A 23,332-nucleotide genomic window follows, 5' to 3' on the forward strand; every position below is an offset into this window, starting at 1 on the left:
GTATCGGGCGTCAAATAACCGGGTCAGGCGACCCGTTGCTAAGTGTCACCCTTGCCCGACCCGCTCACCGCGCCGGACCTGCCGCACTTTGCTTCGACGCTCTTCGAGAATGTTGCCGAAGCTTTGCAGCAGCAACGGTTCATGCATCACCAGATGCTCGAGGTGTTCGCGATCGATCTCCAGCGCGGTCACCTCTTCCAGCGCGTATGCGCTGGCAAGGTTCGGTTGCCGAGTCAGCGCGGTCAGCCCCAAAAATGAGCCTTCGACCAGCGTGCTGATCGGCACAACCGATCCGTCGTCGGCCGTAGTAGTCAGCTGAACGCGCCCGGCGACCAAGAATGTCATCACTGTGGGCACCTGACCGGCATACTCGACGATTTCGTCGGCGCCGTAGCGGACGAGCCTCGCACACGATTGCAGCGACCGCTGTTCCTCGGCGCCCAGCCGCAATGTCGGTGCCACCACGGTGCGCAACGCATGTTCCACACGTTCGATCGTCGAAAAGTCGTCGTCGGCGTCGTCGAGGTGGAGGTTCTCCCGTCGTGCGGCGTACCAAACCCACCGCAGAAATGTCGCCTTCGCGGCGCCGGCGTCGGCGGGTGAGCTCAGCCCGACGGTAGTGCGGTACTCGGCGGCGCCGACGGGTACCGAACGCGGCACGCTGTCCAGTTTGAGCTGCGGCAGCGCGCGGGCAACACGCGACAGCATCGCGCATACCCGGTCCGGCGGATCGGCGCTGGAGAATGTCGTCGTTATCGTCACTTTGTGCGTGCCGGGCGGGCGACTGAGATTTGTGAACGCGGTGGTGGCCAGCACCGAGTTGGGCGTAATCCGCATTCCGCTGCCGGTGTCGATGTGCACGGCCCGCCAGTTCACCTCGACAACGCGTCCCTGCGCCGTCCCGGTGTCCAGCCACTCATCGATCCGGAATGGCTGCTCGAAGAGCATGAACAAGCCAGATACGATCTGGCCGACGGAGTTCTGCAGCATCAGGCCGATGACGACCGAGGTGACGCCCAGCGCGGTGAAAAGCCCGCCGACCCGGACGCCCCAGATGTACGACAACATCACCGCGAGGCCGACGCCGATCAGAGCGAAGCGGGCTACGTCGAGGAAGATGGCGGGTAGCCTTCTGCGCCAGCTATTTTCGGGCGCGGCCTCGAACACGGTCGCGTTCAGCGCTGACAGCAACAGGACCAGCACCAGCACGCCGAACACCGTGGTGAGAATTCGCACCGGGACATCCCGGGCCGGGACCTGCGAGGCCTGGACGAGCAGCAATAGCAACGCACCGAGCGGCAGCAGGTAGTTGCGCAGCAGGCTCACCTGCCTGGCCAGGCGACCGTTCCTGCGAACGAGTAAGTCTTGCAGCTCGGTGAGAAGGATCAGCCCGATCGGTAACCCGACCGCGATACCAATTGCCCAGTAGAACCACGGGTCATCCCAGCTCCTCATTAACGCTCCAACAACCGGTAGATCTCCTGATCGGTACCGCCGACCGAGATCGTGCCGGCGGGAGCGAACTGCCGGACGTCGCGCATCGCTTCGTATACCTGCAAGCTGACATAGATGCCCGGCTGCGGTGCGCCACTGTGCATTTGGTAGGCCAAACTGACCGCGCCGCCCCACATGTCATAGACAAGGCTGGAGCGGCCCACCAGCCCGCTCACGACGTTGCCGGTGTTGACGCCGACCCGAAGACCCAGCTGGTGGCCGGTTGCGCCGTTGAACCGATCGATGATGCGGCCGATTTCGAGGGCGAAGTCAACGCTGCGGTGAATGCTGTCCAGCCGCGGGGTGACGACCCCACAGCTGGCGAGGTATCCGTTGTGGAACGTGCGAATCCGTTCGACGCCAAGGGATTCCGCGGCCGCGTCAAACTGCCGGAACAGTTCGTCGATGGTCCTGACCAATTCGTCTTCCGGCATATCGTTGGACATCTCGTCCAAACCGAAGATATCGGCATAGATGATGGCGACGTTTTGGTGTTTCTGCGCAATGTTTTCCTCGCCCTCGCGATAACGTTGCACCACCGACTCGGGCATCAGCGCCAGCAACATGCGGTCATTCTCCCGGCGCTGCTCGTTGAGCAGCTCTTCCTTGATTGCGAGGTTCCGGCTCATCTCGTTGAAAGCCGCTGTGAGGTCTCCGATTTCGTCGCGCGCCATGACCGGAATGTTGACCTCGTAGTCGCCCGAGCCGATCTTCCGTGTGCCCTCCTCGAGCCGCCGGACGGGTCGCACCGCTGCCTGGGCGATGATCATCGAGGCCACGCAGATGGCGAAAACCATTGCTGTGACGGCAATCACGAGCCCCTTACTGAACCTACTCAGCCGGGCAAAGGCATCGGAGTTGTCACGCGTCGCCAAAACCGACCAGTGCAGATCGGAGTTCGGAATGTTGATCGGGGCGTAGGCTTCCAACTCCCTGTTGCCCATGTAATCGGTGGCGCTGACAACTCCGGTCTCTCCCCGTTGGGCGGCGCGAAGACCCGCGGTCGCAACCGGCTGCACCAGCGTCGTTGTACCCAAACGGATCGCCCGCTCTACGACGTCCGGCGGAGTGCCGGCGTTTATCGCATCCCGCCGGTAATCCTGCGGGTCTTCGAGGAATTCCCGCGAATCGGACCGCATCAAGTTGTCGGGGCCCGCCAGATACGTCTCGGTCGAGGTGCCCATGCCGGCGGATTCCCAGTGTCCGTTGGCGGTCATGATCTTGTTGATCTTGGCGATCGGCACCGGCAGGGCCATAACCCCGTCGATTTTGCCGTTCATGCCGACCGGCGATATCACCCACGCGGTGGGGGCGTCGAGTTGCGGCTGATAAGGCTGGAAGTCGGTGATCCAGACGAAGTCGACGTCGTTGGAGGCCAAAGCTTTTTGGTACGCATCTCGCAGGTTGGACTCACGATAGGGGCCGGTGAGGATATTGGTTCCGAGGTCGGGACCTTTCATCACGCTGTAGACGACATTGCCTTGCATGTCCAGCAGCAGGACGTCCCGATAATTGAAGCGGGTGACCATACCGCGCATGTAGAAGTCGAAGCGGGCATTAGCTGCCGACCATGCGCTGCCGTCACCGGCGTCCGCGACGGGCAGCGAGTCGGCAGTCGGCCTGGGCGGTGCGGTGTAGTACGCCTGAACGTATTTCTGCGCGGTGGAACTCGGCAGAACCGCATTCATATCAATGGTGTCACCGGTGACCCGTTTGATGGGTTTGACCATCTCGTTGTCGTAGTAGTCGACGAGGGCCTGCTGTTGGGCGGGGGTGATCGTCGCGTTGCCCAATTGAGCGAAATCGGCGGCGAGCGTCGTCGTTGCCTCGTTGATGCTGAATCCACCGCTCCAGACGATCAGCGAATTCGTCACTTCCCTGAACAACGCCTCTACCGCGCGCTTCTGCGACTCACGCAACTCGATCAACCGCTCGGACTCGACTTCCCGCAACGCGCTGCGACCGGATATCGCCCCGATAGCGCCGATCACCGCCACGCCCAGGATGCTCGATAACAGCATGGTGAGCAGGATCTTGGACTGGATGCCGAACCGAAAACGCGTCCAAATCAAAGGCCGCCGCGTACGCTCCGCAGGCTTTTGAGCCGGCGCAGGCTCGGCCGTGCCCTGCTCGGCGGCGCTCTGCTGGGCGATACCCTCCCGGGGCGGGGTGGATTCAGTTGCCGCTTCGGCGTCTGTTAGCTCGCTCGACGTCAATCGCCTTCCCCTTTCTCTGAGAGGATTCAGCATCACTAACGGGAGCACACTAACGCGCAGACCTCAAGATATTGGCGATTGTCCAAAAGCGGCGAGCATAAAACTTTAGGCACGAAGCTCGGGGTTCACCCGAAGTCCTGGCACCGCGCTTTGTGAAAGCCGACCCGACTAACGTCGGCGGAATGGCGACGCGGGTCTGCGTGGTAGGCAGCGTGAACATGGACCTGACGTTGGGCGTCGATACCCTTCCGTGTCCGGGCGAGACGGTGCTGGCGTCGTCGTTGCGCCGGGCACCCGGCGGCAAGGGCGGCAATCAGGCCGTGGCAGCGGCGCGCGCGGGCGCGCAGGTGCAGTTCGTCGGCGCGGTCGGCGACGACGCCGCCGCCGAACAGCTGCGGGCCCACCTGCGGGCCAAGGGCGTTGGGCTGGACGGAACCGTCGCGATGCCCGGGCCAAGCGGTACGGCGGTCGTCATGGTCGATGCCAACGGCGAGAACGCCATCGTGGTGGCGCCGGGCGCCAACGGTAAGCTGGCGCTGGGCGCAGCAGCCGTGCGCCAGGTCATTGCCAACTGCGATGTGCTGTTGACCCAGTTGGAGATTCCGGTGACGACGGCGGTGGCGGCTGCACAAGCGGCACGGTCGGCCGGGGCGGTCGTCATCGTCAACGCCTCACCGGCCGGCCAAGACCGAAGTTCCCTGGCCGAACTGGCGGCCTTCGCAGAAGTGGTGATCGCAAACGAAGCCGAAGCCAAAAAGTGGCCCTGGCGGCCAAACCACTTCGTGATCACGCTCGGTGGGCGCGGCGCCCGGTACGTCGGCGCCGACGGCGAGTTCGCGGTGCCAGCCCCAGCGGTCAAAGCGGTGGACACCACCGGCGCCGGCGACGTGTTCGCCGGCGTGCTGGCGGCCGGCTGGCCAAGTAACCCGGGCGCCAATCCAGCTTTGCGGGCCGAGCGGCTGCGCGCGGTGCAGCGCGCCTGCGCCGCGGGCGCCCTGGCGACTTTGGTGCCCGGCGCCGGCGACTGCGCACCGGATGCCCAAGCAATCGACGCGGCGCTGCGGGAGAATCTTTCCTGATTACAGGTATTTTCCTCGATTACAGGTATTTTCCTCGTTTCGGGTATTGATGTAATCTCGCTGGCCATGACTGCGGTCATGGGAACCTGCTGATGCCGGCGACGGCCGCCGCTGACATCGCGATGGTGCTCTTCGCGGTGTTCGGGGTGCTCGGATTCGGTTGGCGCAGTTGGCTACAGTTTCGGCGCACCGGCTCCACCGGCTTTCGTGGCGTCCGCGCCGGCGGTTCGACCGAACGTCTCACCGGGATCGGCTTCGTCGTCGCACTGATGGTGGCAGCGAGCGCCCCGATCCTGCAGCAGGCGAACGTCGTCAAGCCCGTCGGCATGCTGAGCGCGGTCTGGATCCAGGCCGCAGGCATCGTGGTGGCGACGGTCGGTATCGCGGCGACGGTATACGCGCAACTCGAGATGGGCGATTCCTGGCGAATCGGAGTGGACGAAAAGGAGACCACCACGCTGGTGTATACCGGCGTGTTCGGCCGGATACGCAACCCCATCTATGCCGGCATGTTGACGTTTGGCCTCGGGATAGCTCTGGTGACACCGAATCTCGTTGCCTGCGCCGGCTTTGTCCTGCTCTTCACGACGATCATGCTGCAGGTCCGTCGTGTCGAGGAGCCATACCTGCTGCGGACGCATGGCGATACCTACCGCGCCTACGCGGCCAGAGTGGGCCGGTTCATACCCGGTGTGGGACTCATTCGTTAGCGCGGGTCCAGGCCACGTCGTGAGCGATGGTCAAGCCGTCGGCCATTTCCAGTTCTTCCGCCGACTGACTCAGCAGCAGGCGACTGCGGCTGGGTGATAGCAGAACCGAGACGTGGTGATGCGGCGCATCGCCCACAAATGCGAGGCGGTTGACGCGCAGCAGCGCAGCGCCGATCGCCGTGTCCAGCAGGTGTGCGTTGCGCGGGCCCGCGATCTCGGCGGTGATTTCGTGTCGCACGCGGTCCACGACGATCCCGGCATCCGAAAGCAGCTCGTAGAGCGGCGCGCGGCGCAGCGCGGGTTCGGTCAAAACGTCGGCCAGGTCCTGCGGCAGCCAGGCGTCGCTCACGATCAACGGTTCGCCGGTCCTGCGCTGCCGTCGCACCCGCACAATGTGCAGCAGCTCGCCGGAAGTCTCGAGCGCCTCGGCGATGGCCCGCGGAGGGCGTCGGGCACCGAGCTCGGCCACGTCCGCCTCGGTTTCGAACTGGGTCTGTCGCAGCCCCTCCATGTATGAGCGGCCCGCCCCCAAAACGTCCGACACGTCCGCTGGACCGTGCTGGCGCACAAACGAGCCGACGCCATGCCGGCGCTCGATGTATCCCTGTTCGGCCAGGTCCGCCAACGCCCGGCGCACCGTGATGCGAGAAACCCCGAACTGCTCGCACAGCGTCTGCTCGGTGGGCAACGCGTCGCCGGGAGCGATGACGCCGCGGTCGATCTCGTCATGCAACACCAAAAAGAGCTGCCGGTGCAACGGCACCCCGGCAGCGGTGGACACCGGTCCGGCGCTACCGCTGCCCTCGTGCATGGTCGCCAATGTTTCCACACCCCCTCCCTTGCGCTATGCGATCAGTTGTTATATGTATATAACAACTAGCAAATCCCGGGGAGGTCCGATGACCGCGGTGCAACAGCAGGCCACCACCGATCCGGCAGGACCGACCGGACGACTGGCCACCTGGGTCGCCGACCTGACGCTCGCCGACGTCCCGCAGACCGTCGTCGAGCGCGCAAAACACCTGCTGCTGGATGGCCTGGGTTGCGCGCTGGTCGGGGCCCGATTGCCGTGGTCACGAGTGGCCACCGACGCCGTCCTCGGATTGGAGGGCCCCGGCGACGCCGTCGTTATCGGCACGGGACACACCGTCGGCGCCCCGGCGGCCGCGGTGCTCAACGGCACGTTCATCCAGGGCTTCGAGCTCGACGACTTTCATCCCCTCGCCCCGCTGCACAGCTGCTCGCTGCTCATTCCGGCACTGCTCTCGACGGTCTCGACGCTGCAGGACACGACTGGGCCAACAGGGGGCGCTGAACTTTTGCTGGCGGCGATCGCCGGTTTCGAAGTCGGCCCCCGGGTCGGCTACACGCTGCACGGCACCCAAATGCTCGACCGCGGCTGGCACTCGGGGTCGGTCTTCGGCACCCACTCGGCGGCAATGGCGTCCGGCAAGCTGCGCGGTCTGTCCCCGGCGCAACTCGAGGACGCTCTCGGCCTGGCCGGCACCCAGTCCGCGGGGCTGATGGCCGCGCAGTACGAGGCCATGAGCAAGCGCATGCACCACGGCCTGGCGGCGCGCAACGGCTTCTACGCCGCGGGGCTTGCCGCGGCCGGTTATACCGGCATCAAACGGGTCTTCGAGCGTGAATATGGCGGATTTCTGAGTGTTTTCGGCGAAGGCCACGATCCCGACGCCTCGTTGCTGACCGGGCAGCTCGGCCAGCGGTGGGAGACCACCGTCATCATGGTCAAGTCCTACGCCGCGATGGGCGGCCTGCACGGAGCGATCGACGCCGCCAGAGAACTGCGGAGTTCGGTCGCGCCACAAGATATCTCGAAGATCGACATAACCGTCGGCGAAACCATCTACAAGCACGGCTGGTGGCCGCCGGATCGGCCGCTCACCCCGATCGGCGCGCAGATGAATATCGGGTATGCGACTGCCGCGGCGCTGCTCGACGGCAACGTGCTGCCCGACCAATTCACGCCCGGCCGCCTCGATTCCGACGACATCTGGTCGCTGATCGCGGCAACGACGGTGCATCTCGACGAATCGCTGGCCCACGCAGATCTGACCGAGAAGTTCCGCACCGATGTCGCGGTGACCACGCGTGACGGCGCCGTGCACCGCGCCCGCGTCGCCGTGCCGCACGGGGCGCCCACCGATCCGGTCACCAACGACGAACTCGTGGCGAAGTTCCATGCACTGGCCGACCGGGTGACCAGTCGCGGCCGCGCCGACGCGATCGAGCGCGCAGCGCTCGGCCTCGAACAGCTCGATGACGTCAACGACCTGATCGATCTGCTCGCCGCTCCCGTCGCGGGAGCACTGGACTGAAAGGATCTGCGACATGGCTAAGACCACCAAGACACCAGCCCGCCAGCACCTCAGAGAACTGCTGGACAAGCGCGAACTCATCATTGCGCCAGGCGTTTTCGACGGCATCTCCGCGCAGTTGACCAAACGGACCGGTCACGTGGCGGCGTATATGACCGGCGCCGGCGTTGCGGCATCGGGCTTCGGCCTACCCGACATCGGGCTGGTCACGGCGACCGAAATGGCCGACCGGGCCCGGATGATTGTCGGTGCGTTAGGCGATATTCCACTGATCGCCGACGCCGACACCGGCTACGGCGCACCCATGAACGTGGTGCGCACGGTCCGTGCCTACGACGCGGCGGGGGTTTCCGCGATCCAGTTGGAAGACCAGGTATTCCCCAAGCGTTGCGGACACCTGCCGGACAAGCAGGTCGTCGATGCGGCGGTGTTCGAACGGACAATCGCCGCCGCGCTGGACGCCAGGTCGGATGACGGCCTGCTGGTGGTGGCCAGGACCGACGCGCGCGCCCCGCTCGGCCTGGACGCCGCGATCGAGCGTGCCAACCGGTATGCGCAAGCGGGTGCGGACATCATCTTTGTCGAGGCTCCGCAGGACGCCGGCGAAATCGAGCGCATCGCACGCGAGGTGGACGCTCCACTGCTGATCAATCTGGTGCTCGGTGGGATGACGCCGCTGCAGTCGGCGTCGCGGCTGCAGGAGTTGGGTTACGCGATCGCGATCCATCCCGGCAATCTCCTCATGCAGGCGACATTCGGGATGCTGCAAAGCCTCTGCGAACTCAACGGCACCGACATCTCCGCCCATCTGCCCACCACCCCCGGCGGCTTCTTCAATCTGGTCGGCATGGCGGAGTGGCGGGCGCTCGACGACAAATACGCGCACACCGGGGATCGCTCATGGGCATGACCATCATCGAGAAGATCTTGGCGCGCAAGGCCGGTCTGGACTCGGTGTCGCCCGGGGACACCGTCGTGGTCGACGTCGATATGACCGTGCTGATCGATCTGCAGTTCGCCACGATGTGGATAGAGCCCAACCAAATTCACGATCCCGCCAAGCTGGCGGTCATCATGGACCACGCCGTACCGGCACCCACCATCAAGGACGCCGCCGGCGGAGGGCATGCCCGAAAGTTTGTCGCCGACTTCGGCATCGAACGCTTCTACGACGTCGGCCGGCACGGCATTTGCCACCAGGTCATCGCCGAGAACGGGCTGGCACGACCCGGAGAAGTACTGGCCTGCGCCGACTCTCACACCTGCGCCGCCGGAGCCTACAACACCGCGGCCCGCGGACTGGGGCCGGCCGAGGTGTACTCGATCATGTGCACCGGCACAACATGGTTCCAGTTGGCGCCGACGGTCCGCTACCAACTGGACGGGGTCAAACCGAAAACGGTGAGCGGCAAGGATATCTTCCTGCACATCGCCAACGAATACGGCGATGCTCCCAACCTGAACCTGGAATTCGGCGGTCCCGGCCTGGCCGGTATCCCAATGCACGACCGGCGCACCATCGCGACCCAGGGCGCCGAGGTATCGGCCGATTTCAGCACCTTCGAACCCGACGACGTGCTGACCCGCTTCCTCGACGATTCCGGCGTGACCGGATACACCGACGCCGCACCGGATCCCGACGCCGGCTACCACGACGTCCGGCATATCGACCTGGCGAAGTTGGAGCCCTATGTCGCGCGCCCGGGCACCGTCAGCCGCAACGGGCTGCCCGTCTCGCAGCTGGACTCCCAAAAGGTGGACCAGGCGTTCATCGGGTCGTGCGCGAACGGACAACTGGAGGACCTCGAGATCGCCGCGCAGGTGCTGCGCGGCAAGACCGTGGCCCCCGGGGTGCGGCTGCTGGTCACGCCCGCGTCGCAGGCGGTGTACCGGCAAGCCATGCGGTTGGGCTATCTGCAGGACCTCGCGGACGCCGGTGCCGTCATCACCAACTCCACCTGCGGCGCGTGTTTCGGCTACCACATGGGTGTGGTCGGGCCCGGCGAGGTGTGCATCACGTCCAGCACCCGCAACTTCACCGGACGCATGGGCAGCACCGAGGCCGAGATCTTCATGGCCTCACCCGCAACCGTCGCGGCGTCGGCCATCACCGGATACATCACCGACCCCAGGAGTGTCACGGCATGACGATCTCATTCAGCGGCAAGGTGTGGGTGTTCGGCGACAACCTCAACACCGATGCCATGTACCCGGCCTTCGCGATGAAGATGGACCCGCCGGAGGCGGCCAAGCACATCTTCTACGAGGTCCGCCCGGGGTGGACCGATCAGGTGTCGCCGGGCGACATCGTGGTAGCCGGGAAGAACTTCGGGCTCGGATCGTCGCGCCCGGTCGCCGCCCTGTTCACCGAGCTCGGCGTCGCCGGACTGGTCGCCGAGGAATTCAACTCGCTGTTTTTCCGCAACGCGGTCAATGCCGGCCTTCCGGCGATGACCGTGCCCGACGCCACCCGCGTATTCCATGAGGGCGACAGCGGAACCTTCGATCTGACCGCCGGCACCTGGCGAAACGACACCACGGGAGCCTCGGGCACCGTCCCTAAACTGCCCGGCCTGATCCTCGACATCGTCGAAAGCGGCGGCGTATTGCCCAGGCTGGTGGCACAGGGTTATCTTCCGGCCGAACTCGGCGACTTACTGCGGTCGAGCGCGGTCGCCATGCGCGGCGCCGGGAGCGGCGCCTGATGGCGCTAGCCCGGGCTACGCTGGCGCTAGTCCTCGGGAACTTCGCGTTCGATCTCCTCGAGCCAGATGCGCGCGGACATGTCCGATGGGGCACGCCAATCCCCGCGCGGTGACAGGGCGCCCCCGTGGGACACCTTGGGGCCGTTGGGCAATGCCGAACGTTTGAACTGGCTGAACGAGTAGAACCGCTGCACGAAGACCTGCAGCCAATGCCGGATCTCCTTGAGCGAGTAGGCCGGTCGTTTGTCCTCGGGAAATCCCGGCGGCCAGTCGCCGTGCTCGGGGTCGCTCCAGGCGTGCCAGGCCAGGAACGCGATCTTGGACGGTCGGAATCCGAAGCGCAGGACATGGAACAGTGAAAAGTCTTGCAGGGCGAACGGCCCGACCTTCGCCTCGCTGCTCTGCAGCTCGTCTTCTTCACCGCTGGGAATCAGTTCGGGGGTGATCTCGGTGTCAAGCACCGACTGCAGCACCTCGCACACGTCCGATTCGAATTGACCAGACGAAATGACCCAGCGGATGAGGTGCTGGATCAGCGTCTTGGGCACGCCGGCATTGACGTTGTAGTGCGACATCTGGTCGCCCACACCGTATGTCGACCAGCCTAGGCCCAGCTCGGAGAGATCGCCGGTGCCCAGCACGATTCCGCCGCGCGGGTTGGCCAGCCGGAAGAGATAGTCGGTGCGCAAGCCGGCCTGGACGTTCTCGAAGGTGACGTCGTAGACCTTCTCGCCGCGGGAGAACGGATGATCGATCTCCTTGAGCATCAACTTTGCGGTGTCGGTGATGTCGATTTCGGAGAAGGTGACACCGAGCGCGCGGCAGAGCTCGATCGCGTTGCGTTTGGTGCGGTCCCCCGTGGCGAAGCCGGGCAGCGTGAACGCCAGAATGTCGCTCCGCGGCCGGTCTTCGCGATCCATCGCGCGTGCGGCGACGATCAGCGCGTGTGTCGAGTCCAGCCCACCGGAAATGCCGATGACGGCCTTCGGGTAGTGCAGCGCACGCAGCCGCTGCTCCAGCCCGGAGACCTGGATGTTGTAGGCCTCGTAGCAATCCTGTTGTAGGCGTTGTGGGTCGGCGGGCACGAACGGAAAGCGCTCAACCTCCCGCCGCAGTCCGATGTCGCCGGCCGGCGGGTCGAGCCGGAACTCGACGCGCCGGAACGACTCCGCCAACGTCCGGTGGTGACGCCGGTTATCGTCGAATGTCCCCATTCGCAGCCGTTCGGCTCGAAGCAGCTCGATGTCGATGTCGGCGACGCTGCGTCGCTCTCCTCTGGGGAACCGCTCCGATTGGGCGAGCAGCACGCCGTTCTCCCAGATCATGGTCTGGCCGTCCCACGAAAGGTCGGTTGTCGATTCGCCCTCCCCCGCGGCGGAGTACATGTAGGCGGCCAGGCACCGCGACGACGCCGAACGGGCCAGCAGGCAACGGTCCTCGGCGCGGCCAATCGTGATCGGGCTGCCGGACAGGTTCGCCAGCACCGTCGCGCCGGCCAACGCGGCTTCCGCGCTGGGCGGAATCGGCACGAACATGTCCTCGCAGATCTCGACGTGCAGCACCAAGCCGGGCACATCGGATGCGGCGAACAGCAGATCGGGCCCGAAGGGGGCCTCGACGTCGCAGACGCGGATGGTGCCGCGCTCGCCGTCTCCCGGTGCGATTTGGCGACGCTCGTAGAACTCCCGATAGGTGGGCAGGTAGGACTTGGGTGCCACGCCGAGCACCGCGCCGCGGTGGATGACCACTGCGGTGTTGTAGATGCGGTGCCGATAGCGCAGCGGCGCGCCGACGACCAAAACCGGTAAGAGATCTCTCGAGGAAGTGACGATGTCCTCAACGGCGGTCTTGACGTCGTCGAGCAACAGGTCTTGCAGCACGATGTCCTCGATGGAGTACCCGGACAGCGTCAGCTCCGGGAAGACGGCCACGGCCACGCCGTCGTCGTGACACTCGCGGGCCAACCGCAAGACCGACGCAGCGTTGGCCGCCGGATCGCCGATCGTGGTGTGGTGCGTGCATGCGGCGACGCGGACGAAACCCTGGCGGTAGCTGTTGTAGAAGTTCATCGCCCTTCCATTGTCGCCTGATGGGTGTCAACCCGGGGTCGCCGGGTATCTGCCTCGGCTGAATCCGTCCGGCTCCGTAGTCTTGAATTCGTGACCGCTCGTTGCGCAGAATCGCCGGAGCTGGTCGCGCTGCTCGCCGGTCGCCGGGTCGCGGCCCTGACGGGCGCGGGGATTTCCACCGACTCCGGCATCCCCGACTACCGGGGACCGGATTCGCCGCCGAGCAATCCCATGACCATCCGCCAGTTCACCTCGGATCCGGTGTTCCGGCAGCGGTACTGGGCGCGCAACCACGTCGGGTGGCGGCACATGGACGACACCCTGCCCAACGCGGGGCACCGGGCATTGGCCGCGCTCGAGCGCGCGTCGGTGGTGACCGGCGTGATCACTCAGAACGTCGACCTGCTGCACACCAAGGCGGGCAGCCGAAACGTCGTCAACCTGCACGGCACCTACGCGCAGGTGATCTGCCTGAGCTGCGGCTACACCATGAGCCGTGCCGCGCTGGACGAACAGCTCGAAGCACTCAACCCGGGGTTCATCGAGCGAGCCGAAGCCGTCGGCGGCCTGGCGGTGGCTCCCGACGCCGACGCCGTCGTCGCCGATACCACGTCGTTCCGCTATTTCGACTGCCCACGCTGCGGCGGCATGCTCAAGCCGGATATCGTCTATTTCGGCGAAAGTGTGCCCAAAGACGTTGTGGCTAAGGCCTATTCGCTGGTCGACCACGCCGAGGCGCTGCTAGTCGCGGGGTCGTCGCTGACGGTGTTCTCCGGCTACCGATTCGTGCGCCATGCCGCCGCGCTGGGCATCCCGATCGCCATCGTCAATCGCGGCCGCACCCGCGGCGATGACCTGGCCACCGTCAAGGTCGACGGCGGGTGCTCCGAGTTGCTGACCCTCCTGGCCACCGAAATGGCACTGGTGACCTCGTCACGGCCTGACGTTCCTGTGACGAGGGCGATATAGTTAGCGGCCTAACTATTAGGGTACCATGCAAATATGGCCGCGCCGACCGCACCGGAGATCGACCCGCTTGCCCTCGAACAGCAGGTCTGTTTCGCGCTGAGCATCACCAACCGCGCCGTTTTGGCGGTCTACCGGCCGTTATTGGAGCCGTTGGGGCTGACCCATCCGCAGTATCTGGTGATGCTGACGCTCTGGGATCACCAGAAGGCGGGGCAGCAGAAACCGCTGTCGGTCAAGGAGATTGCGGCCAGGTTGCAGATGGATTCGGCCACGCTGTCGCCGATGCTCAAGCGCTTGGAGGCGCTCGACCTGATCACCCGCACCCGAAACGCCGTCGACGAGCGCACTACCGACGTCAAACTCACCGAGAGCGGCACCGCCCTACGCCGGCGTGCACTGGACATCCCGCCCGCCGTTGTCGCACGTCTGGGCGTCGATTTGAACGAACTTCAGCACCTCCATCAGGTGCTGACTCGGATCAACTCGGCCGCCCTGTCAGCCGGCGCGTTGCAGTCCTGAAGGCAGCCCTGAAACCGCCCGCCCAGAGGAGCCACTGTGACCAAATCCAAGACCAGCACCAAACCCAACCTTTGGCAGTACGTCGGCTATTCGTACGGTCGATGCCTGCCCAGCTCGATGAGCGGCTGGGTCGCCAACGACCTGGCGGGCAAAGGAGCCGTGCGCCGGCACATGATCCGGTGGGCGATACCACCACTGTTCGTGCTCGCACCGATGTGGCTGCTGCCCGCCTCGCTGTATGTGCATGCGGAGATGACGCTGCCGCTCTACATCTGGGCCCTGCTGATCTCGCTTGCGTTGAACAAGGTCTGGCGGCGTCACCGGCTGGCGCAGCACGGCCTCGACCCGAACCTGGTCGATGTGATCAAACACGAGAAGCAAGCGCAGATGCACGAGGACTACATCCGCCGTTACGGGCCGCGCCCCGAATCGGCCGCCTGGCAGGACAACAGCAACCCCTTTAGTTAAAGCGGGGGCGGGCCGTTCCGATTCACGTGGACAAGGCTGACACCGCAACCAGGTCGTCGGCGTGCACCGGCGGCCGGCGCAGCTCGCCGTGCAGCTCGGAGGTCGACCTGCCCATCATGGTGGCGAGCTCTGCCGCGTCGTAGGCAACCACACCGCGGGCCACCATGCTCGCGTCCGGCCCGCGCAATTCGACGACGTCTCCACCGTAGAACCGGCCCGACACCGCGGTGATACCCGCGGCCAGCAGCGAGCGGCGCTGGGCCACCACCGCGCGCACCGCGCCCTCGTCGAGCGTCAGCGAGCCCGCCGCCTCGGCGGCATAACGCACCCAGAACCTGCGGGCCGACATCCGGTCGGGCCGCGCGGCAAACACCGTTCCGGCCGAGGCGTCGGTGAGCGCGGTCGCGGCGTCGGCCGCGGCCGCCAGCAGCACCGGTACCCCGGCGTCGGCGGCCAGCAGCGCCGATGACATCTTCGACGCCATTCCGCCGGTACCCAAGTCGCTGCCCGGGCCGGCGACCACGCCGTCCAGATGCGTCGAACCGGACACCTCGGGAATAAACCTCGCCCCCTTGGTTTTTCGGGGATCGGAGTCGTAGAGCCCGTCAATGTCGGAGAGCAGTACCAAGGCCTCGGCGCCGACCAGGTGGGCCACCAGCGCCGACAGGCGATCGTTGTCGCCGAACCGGATCTCGTTGGTCGCCACGGTGTCGTTCTCGTTGACGATGGCCACCGCGTGCAGTGCGCGCAGCCGGTCAAGGGTGCGCTGGGCGTTGGTGTGTGAGGCCCGCACCGAAATGTCGTGTGCGGTCAGCAGTACCTGCCCGACCGTGCGCCCGTAGCGGGCGAACGCCGCGCTCCACGAGTTCACCAGTGCGACCTGCCCGACGCTGGCCGCGGCCTGCTTGGTCGCCAAATCTTTTGGGCGACGGGACAGCCCGAGGGGCTCGATGCCGGCGGCAATGGCGCCCGAAGACACGATCACGACATCGGTGCCCGCCTTCATTCGCGCCTCGATCGCGTCCGCCAGTCCGGCCAGCCGACCGGCGTCGAACATCCCGGACGGTGTGGTCAGCGCGTTGGTCCCGACCTTGACCACCAGGCTGCGCGCCGTTCGGATGGCTTCGCGATGCTTAGTCACGAGCGCCGCTCCTCCTCATCGCTTCGCTCTGCATCGTCGCCGGCCCCGGTCATGAGCGCCGCTCCTCCTCATCGCTTCGCTCTGCATCGTCGCCGGCGCGAGTCACGAGTCGTCACCGTGTTCGCGGCGCCGGCGCCGGGCGGCCTTGCGCTCGGCGGCGCCGACGCGATCGCTGCGCTCCAGCCGCGCATCGGTACCCCGGCCCGACAACGCAACCTGCTGTCCCGCAGGCGTTTGCGGCTCCCAGTCGAACGTCATTTCCCCGATGGTCACGGCGCAGCCCGGTTGCGCACCCAGCCGCAGCAGTTCCTCTTCGACACCGAGTCGCGCCAGGCGGTCGGCGAGATAACCCACCGCCTCGTCGTTGTCGAAGTTGGTCTGGCCGACCCAGCGCTCGGGGCGGGCGCCGGTGACGACAAAGCCGCCCTGTCCGTCGGGTTCGACGGTGAAGCCGCCGTCGTCGACGGGCACCGGACGAATCACCGGTCGTCGCGGCACGGTTGGCGGCCGCGCGGCCTTGTAGTCCGAGATCATCCGCCAGAGGCCAAAGATCAACGGCTGCAGATTTTCCCGCGTGACTGTGGACACGCAGAACACCGGCCAGCCACGCTCGGCAATCTCGTCGCGCACGAATTCGGCGAGCTCGCGGGCCTCGGGGACGTCGATCTTGTTGAGCACCACCGCCCTGGGCCGTTCCGCGAGGTCGCCCAGAACCGTATCCCCTTGCAGCGTGGGCGTATACGCGGCGAGTTCGGCCTCCAGCGCGTCGATGTCGGAGATCGGGTCGCGGCCCGGCTCCACGGTGGCACAGTCGACGACATGCACCAGCACGGCGCAGCGCTCGATGTGCCGGAGGAAATCCAGGCCCAGGCCGCGGCCCGCCGATGCGCCCGGGATCAGACCGGGCACGTCGGCGACGGTGAAGGTGTGCTCGCCGGCCGAGACCACACCCAGGTTGGGAACCAGCGTGGTGAACGGGTAGTCGGCGACCTTCGGTTTGGCCGCCGAAATCGCGGACACCAGTGAGGATTTGCCGGCCGAGGGAAACCCGATCAGGCCGACATCGGCGACGGTCTTGAGCTCCAGCCTCAGGTCGCGGGACTGGCCCTGCTCGCCGAGCAGCGCGAAGCCCGGGGCCTTGCGGGCGCGCGACGCCAGTGCGGCGTTGCCCAGGCCGCCGCGACCACCGGCGGCCGCTTCAAAGCGGGTTCCCGCCCCCACCAGGTCGGCCAGCAGCCGACCGTTTTCGTCCAGTACGACGGTGCCGTCAGGCACCTTCACTTCCAGGTCCGCGCCGGCGGCGCCGTCGCGGTTGTTGCCCATGCCCTGCTTGCCTGACGGTGCGCTGACATGCGGATGGAAATGGAAGTCCAGCAGGGTGTGAACCTGCGGATCGACGACGAAGATGACGCTGCCGCCGCGGCCACCGTTGCCGCCGTCGGGGCCGCCCAGCGGCTTGAACTTCTCGCGATGAACCGACGCGCAGCCGTTACCGCCGGAACCGGCCCGCGCGTGGATGACGACGCGATCGACAAACCGGGGCATCGAGGGTCCTCTCACCCATCGAGGGTGCACCTACTGCGAGATTTGTCTGGAATTCTCGCAGTGAGCGCACGCTCGCGACGCTCAGTCGGTGGTCTGACCGGCTGCGACGATGCTGATGGTCTTGCGCCCGCGCTTGACCCCGAACTCGACGGCCCCGGCTTCCGTGGCGAACAGCGTGTCGTCCCCGCCGCGCCCGACGCCCGCGCCGGGATGAAATTTGGTGCCGCGCTGGCGGACCAGGATTTCGCCGGCCTTGACGATTTGGCCGCCGAACCGCTTTACGCCCAGCCGCTGCGCGGCGGAATCGCGGCCGTTGCGCGAGCTGGAAGCGCCCTTCTTGTGTGCCATCTTTGTGGTCTCCGCTCAGTCTTGTCTGTTCTTCGCCTGACGGCTCATCACGCGATCCCGGTGACCTTCAGGACCGTCAGCCGCTGACGGTGACCCTGACGCTTGTGGTAGCCGGTCTTGTTCTTGAACTTGTGGATACGGATCTTGGGGCCCTTGGTGTGCTCGAGCACCTCGCCGGTCACCGCGACCTTGGCCAGCGCGGCGGCGTCGGTGGTGACGGTGGCCCCGTCGACGACCAGGGCGACCGGCAGCGATACCTTCGCCCCGGGCTCGGACTCGAGCTTCTCGACCTTGACCACGTCTCCGACGGCGACCTTGTACTGCTTGCCGCCGGTCTTGACGATTGCGTAGGTCGCCATCGTTGCTCCTGCCTTAACTCTGCTCAGCCGCTGCTCGGGCGCTTCGCGCGCGGGCCACCGGCGTGCGCGTGGTGGGTCTGGGGTGCGGGTCTGCGCCGATCGCCCGGGAGTCCCGCTGTCTTCGGGCTATAGCCCGAGCTTGAAGGCCCGCCGCCTGATGACAACTGTCCAAGGGTACTTGACCAGCGGCTACAGGGTCAAACCGCCGCGACTCTGCTTAACAGGGTGCTTAACGGGCGCCGCGCTGGACAGCAGGTCAGTCCACGTGGATCGGGGGGCCGGCCGGACGGCCCGCCGCGCGCCGCCGGCGCTGGGGGGCATAAGGCGACCCCGCGTGGATGGCCGACGCGGACCTCTCCACGGTGTCGCCGTCGTCGTCGGCCTCAGAGTCGGAATCCTCGACGTCCAGATCGTCATCGTCGTCATCGTCGTCATCGTCATCATCGTCATCGTTGTCATCGTCCAAGTCGAGATCCTCGTCCTCGTCGTCGAGGTCTTCGTCATCGAGGTCCTCGTCGTCGAGCTCGTCCTCGTCTTCTTCGGTGTCCTCGCCTTCTTCTTCGGTGTCCTCGAAGTCCTCCCGGTCGGTGTCCGTGTCCTGCACGTCGGCGGCACCCCGCCCCTCGGTCTCCGTGCCGAGCCCGGCGGTGACTTCCTCACCGGACTCGTCGGATTCGTCGTCACCGCGACCACCCGCCCCGGACGCACCTGCGGCCATCGCCTTGAACATCGGGTGCTCGCCGGGAGCATGCACGGGCACCTTGGCCACGATGGGCTGGTCGGATGGCTGCTCGGAGGGCTCTTCGGACCGGCTCTTCTTCGACCGCCTGCCTCGCCGACCACCGGATTCCGACTTGCGCCCGTTCGCCGGCGCCGAATCGACCGGGTCGGTGTGCAGCAGGATCCCGCGGCCGCCGCAGTTGGGACACGACGTGGAGAACGCCTCGACGAGCCCGGTTCCCAACCGCTTGCGGGTCAGTTGAACCAGGCCCAAAGACGTCACCTCGGACACCTGATGGCGGGTGCGATCGCGGGCGAGCGCCTCCGTCAGCCGACGCAACACCAGGTCGCGGTTGGACTCCAGCACCATGTCGATGAAGTCGATGACCACGATGCCGCCGATGTCGCGCAGCCGCAGCTGGCGGACGAGTTCCTCGGCCGCCTCGAGGTTGTTCTTGGTGACGGTCTGCTCGAGGTTGCCCCCGGAACCGGTGAACTTGCCGGTATTGACGTCGATCACCGTCATCGCCTCGGTCCGGTCGATCACCAGCGTGCCGCCGGACGGCAGCCAGACCTTGCGATCCATCGCCTTGGCGAGTTGCTCGTCGATGCGATGCACCGCGAACACGTCCGGTCCGGTCGACTCATCCGGCCCCGTGGCGGGCTCGTACTTATTCAGCTTTGAAACTAGTTCGGGCGCAACAGAATTCACATACTCGTTGATGGTGTTCCAAGCCTCGTCGCCGGAGACGATGAGCCCGGAGAAGTCCTCGTTGAACAAGTCACGGATGACCTTGACCAACACATCCGGCTCTTCGTACAGTGCTATCGCTGCGCCGGAAGCCTTCTTCTTGGTCTCGGCCGCCTTGGCCTCGATTTGTTCCCAGCGCTCCTGCAGGCGCGTGACGTCCTTGCGGATGTCATCCGCTTTGACGCCCTCGGACGCGGTCCGGATGATCACCCCGGCGTCGGACGGCACCACCTCACGCAAAATCTCCTTGAGCCGCTGGCGCTCGGTGTCAGGCAGCTTGCGGCTGATCCCGGTCGACGATGCGCCCGGCACATAAACCAGGTACCGACCCGCCAGTGAGACCTGCGTGGTGAGCCGTGCACCCTTGTGGCCCACCGGGTCCTTGCTGACCTGGACCACGATGTAGTCGCCGGGTTTGAGGGCTTGTTCGATCTTGCGGTCGGACCCGCCTAATCCTGCGGCTTCCCAATTGACTTCTCCCGCGTAGAGCACGCCGTTGCGGCCGCGCCCGATGTCGACGAAGGCCGCCTCCATCGACGGCAGCACGTTCTGCACGATCCCGAGGTAGATGTTGCCCACCAAAGAAGCGGAGGCCGCGGAGGTCACGAAATGCTCGACGACGATGCCGTCTTCGAGCACCGCGATCTGGGTGTACCGCGCGCCCGGGTGCGGTGGCTCGGTGCGGACCCTGTCGCGCACCACCATGACCCGTTCGACGGCCTCGCGGCGCGCCAAAAACTCGGCCTCGGTCAGCACCGGGGGGCGGCGTCGTCCGGCGTCGCGCCCGTCTCGCCGGCGTTGCCGCTTGGCCTCCAGCCGCGTCGAGCCGTCGATGCCCTTGATCTCGGCGCTGGATGTGCCGCTCCCCGCATCATCGGAGGCACCGTTCTTGCCGCGTGGCGGCCGCTCGTGCACCACGGTGTTCGGCGGATCGTCGGGCGCTGGGCTCTCGTCGTTGTCGTCGCCCGGTCCCGACTTACGTCGCCGGCGCCTGCGGCGGCGGCGACTGCCCGGCTCCGAGCCGTTCTCGTCGTCACCGGCGTCAGAGTCATCGGACTCGTCGGAGTCTCCGGCCTCGCCGTCCTCGTCGCCGGCATCTTCGCCGTCGGCTCCGCCCTGGTCACCGCGTCCGCGGCCACGGCCCCGGCGGCCACGACGCCGGCGACGGTTGGCCGGTCGATCGGTCTGCTCTTCGTCGTCGTCGGTGTCGGAATCATCGGAGTCGCCACCGCCGCCACCAGCGTCGATCTCTACGAGCTGCGGCGCGACGAACAGCGGCATGTAGTGCGGCCGCTCGGTCGCGGTCTCCAGCATCAGCGGTTGCTGCTTGGCGGCTGCACTGCTGAAGCCCGGGATGTTCTGAAGCGGCCTGGCGAAGAGCAGGTCACGCACCCGGAGTGCATCCTCACGGTCCACACCCGAATGCACACTGCGAGCCAGCCCGTCGAGCGCGGTGAGGGCTTCCAGCACCTCTTTGTTGGTGCTGCCCAGCGCTCGTGCCAGCTGATGGACCCTTAGGCGGTCCGGCAGATCCTCGTGCGGGGCAGGCGCTTGTGATGGGTCTGAAGGCGGTGCACCGTCTATCACGTACTCTCCTTTAGCCCCCGGGCGCGTCCTTCCGAACGCGGCCACGCGAGGGCTTCGCTATAGGCCCGGGTCGCTTCTCCCGGGCTTGTGATGGTCTCACCCCGAGCGGCTCGAGTAGAACTCACTCGGCGCAGTGCTGAATGACGGCCTGACATGCGGCGCAACATCGCGGAGACGGCGGTGGTCGCGCTTGTCTAAGTCTTCATTCGGGTGTCCGAAGCCGGTCCGGCAACGTTCACCCGCTGTCAGTATCCCACATCACTCGGCGCGCCCACTCACCCCCAAGCCCCGGATGTCCCGCAAATCCGCTCGGCGGCCCCGCGCGGCCCGTGTCGCCCCGGAGCTAAGCGCCGGGAAACCAGAGCGCGATCTCGCGCTTGGCGGAGTCGGTCGAATCTGACCCGTGCACCAGATTGAACTGCGTCTCCAGCCCAAAATCACCCCGAATCGTGCCCGGCGTGGCCTTCTCCACCGGGTCCGTACCACCGGCGAGCTGCCGAAACGCCGCGATCGCGCGCGGACCCTCCACGATCGCCGCGACCACCGGTCCCGAGGTGATGAACTCCAGCAACGATCCGAAGAATGGCTTGCCTTCGTGTTCCGCGTAATGCTGGGCGGCGAGCTCGTCGCTGACGTGCCGGAGCTCCAGCGCCGCGATGGTGAGTCCTTTTTGCTCGATGCGGCTGATGATCTCGCCGATCAGCCGCCGCTCGACGCCGTCCGGCTTGATCAGTACCAGGGTCCGTTCGGTCACGGCGCACAGCGTACAGAAACAACCGGCGGTCGGCCCGGCCGTGCTACTGCCGTCGCCGGACCTCGGCGCGCAGGTAGGCGATCAACGCCCACACCCCGGTGAACAGTACCCCGATGAATCCCACCCCCGGGTACACCGCGAAGCCGGCGAGCAGAACCGCTTGCACGCCCAGGTTCACCCAGATCGCCCAGGGTCTGCGCTGGACCCCGGCAAGCAGGACAAGCAGCGCGGCCGAGCCGATCAGGTAGACCAGCGACGCGGTGTTCAGGCCGCCGCCGACCGCGCCCACCACCGGTATCGCCAGCAGCACCACGATCGCTTCCAGGATCAGCGTCGCGGCCATCACGGCGCTGAAGCTTTTCCAAGGGTCCGGGGGAGCCGGGCTCTGATCGGTCATTCCGGATCACGACCAAACAGGGTCCGTGCGGCCCCGGCGGTGACAACCGAGCCGGTGACGACGATCCCCGTGCCGGAAAATGATTCCCCCACATCCCTTTCCGTCGCGGCGTCGTCGATCAGGGCGGTCGCGACGTCGATGGCGTCGCGCAGGTTCTCGGCGGTCGTCACCCGATCGGGCCCGAACCGCTCACGCGCCACCAGTGCCAGCGACTCGACGTCCAGTGCCCGCGGCGAGCCGTTGTGGGTCACGACGACGGAATCGAACACCGGCTCCAGGGCGGCGAGAATTCCGTCGACGTCCTTATCGGCCAGCACGCTGAGCACACCGACGAGAAATCGAAAATCGAACTCCTCGGCCAGCGTCTGCGCCAGCGCGCCGGCACCGGCCGGATTGTGCGCGGCATCGATGAACACCGTTGGCGCGCTGCGCATCCGCTCCAGCCTGCCGGGGCTGGTGGCGGCGGCGAAACCGGCCCGGACCGCCTCGACGTCAAGCTGACGCTGCGCACCGGCTCCGAAAAAGGCCTCCACAGCCGCCAGCGCCACCACCGCGTTGTGTGCCTGGTGTTCGCCGTGCAGCGGCAGGTAGACGTCGGAATACACCCCGCCAAGGCCCTGCAGCTGCAGCACCTGGCCACCGATCGCGACCTGACGGCCCAGAACGGCGAACTCCGAGCCTTCGCGGGCGACCGCGGCATCGGCGCCCACGGATTGGGCCAGCAGCACTTCCATCGCCTCCGGCACCTGACGCGCGATGACCGCGACGGTGTCCGGCGCACCCTCGGGCGCCCTCGTGATGATGCCCGCCTTCTCGCCGGCGATCCCGGCGATGTCGTCGCCGAGATAGTCGACGTGGTCGATGCCGATCGGGGTGATGACCGCGACCGGCGCGTTGATCACGTTGGTGGCATCCCAGCGCCCGCCCATACCCACCTCGACCACCGCGAGGTCGACGGGTGCGTCGGCGAACGCGGCGAACGCCATCGCGGTGAGGACCTCGAACTTGCTCATCGCCGGGCCGCCGGCGGACTGCGACTGCGCGTCGACCATCTGCACGAACGGCTCGATCTCCCGATACGTCGCGACGTACTGGGCCGGGCTGATCGGCCTTCCGTCGATGGCGATGCGTTCTACCGCCGATTGCAGGTGGGGGCTGGTGG

The 23,332-nt window shown here is 66.4% G+C and carries 21 protein-coding genes; 9 read left to right on the forward strand and 12 right to left on the reverse strand.

The genetic code is table 11. The features are described from left to right. Positions 1-45: 45 nt before the first annotated feature. Positions 46-1,455: a mechanosensitive ion channel family protein gene (locus ACLP4W_RS16670; protein WP_442387745.1), complete on the reverse strand. Its 1,410-nt coding sequence runs from the start codon at positions 1,453-1,455 to the stop codon at positions 46-48. Next, the gene (locus tag ACLP4W_RS16675; protein ID WP_442387747.1) at positions 1,455-3,710 is read right to left on the reverse strand and encodes an adenylate/guanylate cyclase domain-containing protein; all 2,256 of its coding nucleotides are present in this window, start codon (positions 3,708-3,710) and stop codon (positions 1,455-1,457) included. Before ACLP4W_RS16675 ends, ACLP4W_RS16670 begins: the two co-directional genes overlap by 1 nt. Positions 3,711-3,892: 182 nt before the next feature. Here ACLP4W_RS16675 and ACLP4W_RS16680 point away from each other — a divergent pair, with 182 nt between their 5' ends. Together ACLP4W_RS16680 and ACLP4W_RS16685 are read left to right on the forward strand one after the other, a co-directional pair. Next, the gene (locus ACLP4W_RS16680) at positions 3,893-4,789 is read left to right on the forward strand and encodes a ribokinase (RefSeq protein ID WP_442387749.1); all 897 of its coding nucleotides are present in this window, start codon (positions 3,893-3,895) and stop codon (positions 4,787-4,789) included. A gap of 92 nt (positions 4,790-4,881) precedes the next feature. After that, positions 4,882-5,499, forward strand: coding sequence for a methyltransferase family protein (locus tag ACLP4W_RS16685; protein ID WP_442387751.1), 618 nt, complete (start codon positions 4,882-4,884; stop codon positions 5,497-5,499). Here ACLP4W_RS16685 and ACLP4W_RS16690 read toward each other — a convergent pair. After that, positions 5,489-6,310, reverse strand: a complete 822-nt coding sequence (locus ACLP4W_RS16690) for a GntR family transcriptional regulator (protein WP_442387784.1) — start codon at positions 6,308-6,310, stop codon at positions 5,489-5,491. The two genes, ACLP4W_RS16685 and ACLP4W_RS16690, sit on opposite strands and share 11 nt — an antisense overlap. Positions 6,311-6,398: 88 nt before the next feature. Here ACLP4W_RS16690 and ACLP4W_RS16695 point away from each other — a divergent pair, with 88 nt between their 5' ends. The 4 genes from ACLP4W_RS16695 to ACLP4W_RS16710 are packed head-to-tail and all read left to right on the forward strand — an operon-like array spanning position 6,399 to position 10,543. Then, positions 6,399-7,838 (forward strand): MmgE/PrpD family protein, encoded by a 1,440-nt coding sequence (locus ACLP4W_RS16695; RefSeq protein WP_442387753.1) that lies wholly within the window; start codon positions 6,399-6,401, stop codon positions 7,836-7,838. A 13-nt stretch (positions 7,839-7,851) separates the two neighbouring features. Continuing rightward, a complete protein-coding gene (locus tag ACLP4W_RS16700; protein ID WP_442387755.1) occupies positions 7,852-8,748 on the forward strand; it encodes an isocitrate lyase/PEP mutase family protein in 897 nt (298 codons plus the stop codon). Then, entirely contained in the window at positions 8,739-9,986 is a 1,248-nt protein-coding gene (locus tag ACLP4W_RS16705; protein WP_442387757.1) for a 3-isopropylmalate dehydratase large subunit, read from the forward strand. The genes ACLP4W_RS16700 and ACLP4W_RS16705 overlap by 10 nt, the downstream gene beginning before the upstream one ends. Beyond that, positions 9,983-10,543 (forward strand): LeuD/DmdB family oxidoreductase small subunit, encoded by a 561-nt coding sequence (locus tag ACLP4W_RS16710; protein WP_442387759.1) that lies wholly within the window; start codon positions 9,983-9,985, stop codon positions 10,541-10,543. Before ACLP4W_RS16705 ends, ACLP4W_RS16710 begins: the two co-directional genes overlap by 4 nt. A gap of 26 nt (positions 10,544-10,569) precedes the next feature. On the opposite strand, the gene ACLP4W_RS16715 is transcribed toward ACLP4W_RS16710, so the two are convergent. Continuing rightward, on the reverse strand, positions 10,570-12,612 hold the full coding sequence (locus ACLP4W_RS16715) for an NAD(+) synthase (RefSeq protein ID WP_442387761.1): 2,043 nt from the start codon (positions 12,610-12,612) through the stop codon (positions 10,570-10,572). A 90-nt stretch (positions 12,613-12,702) separates the two neighbouring features. On the opposite strand from ACLP4W_RS16715, the gene ACLP4W_RS16720 reads away from it, so the two are divergent. Genes ACLP4W_RS16720 through ACLP4W_RS16730 form a run of 3 tightly spaced genes read left to right on the forward strand, consistent with a single transcriptional unit; the run spans position 12,703 to position 14,568 of the window. Then, positions 12,703-13,581, forward strand: a complete 879-nt coding sequence (locus ACLP4W_RS16720; RefSeq protein ID WP_442387763.1) for an SIR2 family NAD-dependent protein deacylase — start codon at positions 12,703-12,705, stop codon at positions 13,579-13,581. Between the two features lie 33 nt (positions 13,582-13,614). Next, positions 13,615-14,100, forward strand: a complete 486-nt coding sequence (locus tag ACLP4W_RS16725; protein WP_442387764.1) for a MarR family winged helix-turn-helix transcriptional regulator — start codon at positions 13,615-13,617, stop codon at positions 14,098-14,100. 36 nt (positions 14,101-14,136) lie between these two features. Next, positions 14,137-14,568 carry a DUF5313 domain-containing protein gene (locus tag ACLP4W_RS16730; protein ID WP_442387766.1) on the forward strand — a complete coding sequence of 144 codons (432 nt, stop codon included), beginning with the start codon at positions 14,137-14,139 and terminating at the stop codon, positions 14,566-14,568. A 22-nt stretch (positions 14,569-14,590) separates the two neighbouring features. On the opposite strand, the gene proB is transcribed toward ACLP4W_RS16730, so the two are convergent. The 8 genes from proB to ACLP4W_RS16770 all read right to left on the reverse strand — a co-directional run. After that, positions 14,591-15,709 carry a glutamate 5-kinase gene (gene proB, locus ACLP4W_RS16735; RefSeq protein ID WP_442387768.1) on the reverse strand — a complete coding sequence of 373 codons (1,119 nt, stop codon included), beginning with the start codon at positions 15,707-15,709 and terminating at the stop codon, positions 14,591-14,593. A gap of 102 nt (positions 15,710-15,811) precedes the next feature. Beyond that, positions 15,812-17,254 carry a GTPase ObgE gene (gene obgE, locus ACLP4W_RS16740; RefSeq protein ID WP_442387770.1) on the reverse strand — a complete coding sequence of 481 codons (1,443 nt, stop codon included), beginning with the start codon at positions 17,252-17,254 and terminating at the stop codon, positions 15,812-15,814. A gap of 81 nt (positions 17,255-17,335) precedes the next feature. Then, the gene (gene rpmA / locus ACLP4W_RS16745) at positions 17,336-17,602 is read right to left on the reverse strand and encodes a 50S ribosomal protein L27 (RefSeq protein WP_442387772.1); all 267 of its coding nucleotides are present in this window, start codon (positions 17,600-17,602) and stop codon (positions 17,336-17,338) included. Positions 17,603-17,649: 47 nt separating this feature from the next. Next, positions 17,650-17,961, reverse strand: coding sequence for a 50S ribosomal protein L21 (gene rplU, locus ACLP4W_RS16750; RefSeq protein ID WP_442387774.1), 312 nt, complete (start codon positions 17,959-17,961; stop codon positions 17,650-17,652). A gap of 256 nt (positions 17,962-18,217) precedes the next feature. Then, a complete protein-coding gene (locus ACLP4W_RS16755; protein ID WP_442387776.1) occupies positions 18,218-21,019 on the reverse strand; it encodes an Rne/Rng family ribonuclease in 2,802 nt (933 codons plus the stop codon). A 343-nt stretch (positions 21,020-21,362) separates the two neighbouring features. Further along, positions 21,363-21,773, reverse strand: a complete 411-nt coding sequence (ndk, locus tag ACLP4W_RS16760) for a nucleoside-diphosphate kinase (protein WP_442387778.1) — start codon at positions 21,771-21,773, stop codon at positions 21,363-21,365. Positions 21,774-21,816: 43 nt separating this feature from the next. Then, the gene (locus tag ACLP4W_RS16765; RefSeq protein WP_442387780.1) at positions 21,817-22,170 is read right to left on the reverse strand and encodes a DUF4233 domain-containing protein; all 354 of its coding nucleotides are present in this window, start codon (positions 22,168-22,170) and stop codon (positions 21,817-21,819) included. Next, positions 22,167-23,332, reverse strand: a 1,166-nt coding sequence (locus tag ACLP4W_RS16770) for a bifunctional folylpolyglutamate synthase/dihydrofolate synthase (protein ID WP_442387782.1), incomplete at its 5' end; no start/stop codon positions are given. The genes ACLP4W_RS16765 and ACLP4W_RS16770, both read right to left, overlap by 4 nt.

It is taken from the genome of Mycobacterium sp., assembly GCF_052145595.1.
In the GTDB taxonomy this organism is placed as follows: Bacteria; Actinomycetota; Actinomycetes; order Mycobacteriales; family Mycobacteriaceae; genus Mycobacterium.